1 protein-coding gene and 1 pseudogene are annotated in these 1725 nt (G+C 46.2%); both read left to right on the top strand.

Annotated features, from left to right (window positions below):
- Positions 1–159 precede the first annotated feature (159 nt).
- Positions 160–1170, top strand: coding sequence for an IS21 family transposase (gene istA, locus DW089_RS11215; protein ID WP_118287300.1), 1011 nt, complete (start codon positions 160–162; stop codon positions 1168–1170).
- A gap of 1 nt (position 1171) precedes the next feature.
- A pseudogene (locus tag DW089_RS11210) lies at positions 1172–1725 on the top strand (IS21 family transposase); the annotation flags it as partial.

The raw sequence follows: 1725 nt of genomic DNA, 5'->3' as shown, positions 1-1725 counted from the left end.
ATATACCGATACGATTTTGCCATGTGCACGGACTTTTTTTACCACTCTGCCGCAGTTATTTGACCATCCTTCCGGAAGTATTTGCCACCCTGCTCAATAACTCTCATACTGAAGATAGCACACGGTTCTCGTGTGACTTTAGTATAAGGGGGTCCTCATATGACGGATTACCGAAAGATTCTTATGCTGCGAAGCAAGGGGTGCACTCAACGCGGGATAGCTTTAACCAAAGTTGCTTCTCGCCCAACCATCAGTGCAGTCTACAAGGCTGCAGACCAACAAGGCATTAGCTGGCCGCTGGATTCCAGCATCACTAATGCTGAATTGGAAACAATATTATTCCCAAGAAAGAGCATGACCAAAGTTTTTTATGTTGAACCAGACTATCCCTACATCCATCGGGAACTAGCAAAATCTGGTGTAACGATGACGCTTCTATGGGAAGAATATTGCAGACAGTGCTACGAGACTGGCAAAACGCCTTATATGAGTACACAATTTGCAGAGAAATACCGAAAATGGGCTCGGGTAACCAAAGCTACCATGCGTATTCAGCATAAACCTGGCGATGCCATGCAGGTAGACTGGGCTGGGGATACTCTTCCCGTATATGACCCGGTAACCGGCAGTACAAGCCCAGCGTATCTCTTTATTGCCACCTTGCCGTGCAGTTATTATACCTATGCAGAAGCCTGCGACGATATGAAAACTGAGAACTGGCTGAACTGCCATATCCACGCCTTCAAGTTTTATGGTGGTGTTCCTCGGCTTCTAATTCCTGACAATTGCAAAACTGCAACCACGTCTAATACTAAGTATGAAACAATCCTAAACCACAGTTACCAGGAATTGGCTGAACATTATGGTACGGCAATTGTACCAGCCCGTGTGCGCAGGCCTAAGGATAAAAGCTCCGCAGAAGCTTCTGTGCGTTTTGCTGAAACCTGGATTCTTGCTGCCTTACGTTCAAGGAAATTCTTTTCCCTTCATGAAATGAATGAGGCTATTGCGGAAAAACTTAAAGAAATGAACGACCGCCCCTTTAAGCAGATGGCAGGCTCCCGCTACAGTGCCTATATGGAAGAAGAAAAGCAATATATGCTTCCTCTGCCACCTACAGATTTTGAGGCTGCTGTTTGGTCGGTAGCCAAAGTTCTTTTCCCTTCATGAAATGAATGAGGCTATTGCGGAAAAACTTAAAGAAATGAACAACCGCCCCTTTAAGCAGATGGCAGGTTCCCGCTACAGTGCCTATCTGGAAGAAGAAAAGCAATATATGCGTCCTCTGCCACCTACAGATTTTGAGGCTGCTGTTTGGTCGGTAGCCAAAGTTCCCAATGATTATCTTATTTCAGATGGCAAGAACAAATATTCAGTCCCTTACAACTTGATTGGCGAAAAGGTAGACATTCGGGTGACAAAGACTACTGTAGAAGTATTCTTCCACGGCAGCCGTGTTGCCAGCCACCGTCGTTTGCGGACCGTCCAGAGAGATCCGCTGATAAACCTAGAGCACATGCCCCTTGCACACCAAAGGTACCTGACCTACAATACGGATGATTTCACTCGTTGGGCAACGACTGTTGGTCCCATGACAGAAAAGACTGTGCAGTATTTCCTTACTAGCGGAAAAGCCCCAGAACAGGGCTACAAAGCCTGCTCCAGCCTTAGAAAATTGGAAGAACGTTACGGGAAAGTACGGCTTGAAAACGCTTGTGGACGTAT

Origin of the sequence: Acidaminococcus sp. AM05-11 (assembly GCF_003472805.1) — a bacterium.
Classification (GTDB): Bacteria; Bacillota; Negativicutes; order Acidaminococcales; family Acidaminococcaceae; genus Acidaminococcus; species Acidaminococcus hominis.
This window is presented reverse-complemented; position numbering and strand designations above follow the sequence as displayed.